This window comes from Mycobacterium sp. MUNTM1, from assembly GCF_054660795.1.
Map to the genome: position 1 here is coordinate 1 of NZ_BAAGDE010000146.1, position 783 is coordinate 783.

Genomic DNA, 783 nt, shown 5'->3' on the forward strand with positions numbered 1-783 from the left:
TTCGCCGGCGTCGTCAACGACACATACTTGCCACCAAACACCGTCGTCGCCTTGATATCGGCATTCACATTCGACGGGATCAGCTTCAGGTACCGCGGATACACCTCGAGGATGAACTTCGCGGCCGGCTTCCCGTCCCGCACCGTCTCAGAGATCGACCCCACCCGGCCGATCTCCACCCCGTTATAAGTCACCTTCGAACCCGGATCCATCACCAACCCGGCCCGCGCCGCCAGCATGGTCAGCTGCGTCTTGGGGGTGAAACCTCCGCGGAACTGGATGTAGACCAGGGTGAAAATCACCGCAAGCACCGCCAGCACGACCACGGTGATGACCTTGTAGGGCGGCTCGCGCGAGTCGTTGATCTGAACGGGTGAACCCTCCATGGCGCTACGCGGTGCGCCCGGAAATCATCAGTGGCAGCCACCTATAGGGGTGGTTGTCCAGATAACCCACGGTCGCCAACCCTGCCCCTCATCTCGCTTCCGCCGCCACCCTGTACACACATTCAATAAGATCAATGAAATGTACCGCGACGCCGTGGCACAAACAAAGCAACAGCGGAATCGGCGGGCGCACAACACTGTTTTTCGAATAACCGTTGCCATCGGTGGCGATCGACCATTGATGTCGGCGAACGAATGATGTTGCCTGGCAGAGGTTTCGCGCGCTGAGTGAGATTTACGGGTTGATGGTGTTGTCGCCGACCTGGCGGCCCCAGACGTACTCGATCGCATACGGCGATCCGGTGTCCAGGTGGTTGTACGGCGCAAGGCTGTTGCC

At 59.8% G+C, this 783-nt stretch carries 2 protein-coding genes; both read right to left on the bottom strand.

Annotated elements, in window-relative coordinates; all coding sequences use genetic code 11:
• A partial coding sequence (locus ACYQ8K_RS30145; protein ID WP_459975040.1) for an MlaD family protein occupies nucleotides 1-386 on the bottom strand: 386 nt, incomplete at its 3' end.
• Between the two features lie 295 nt (nucleotides 387-681).
• A partial coding sequence (locus tag ACYQ8K_RS30150) for an MCE family protein (RefSeq protein WP_139825873.1) occupies nucleotides 682-783 on the bottom strand: 102 nt, incomplete at its 5' end.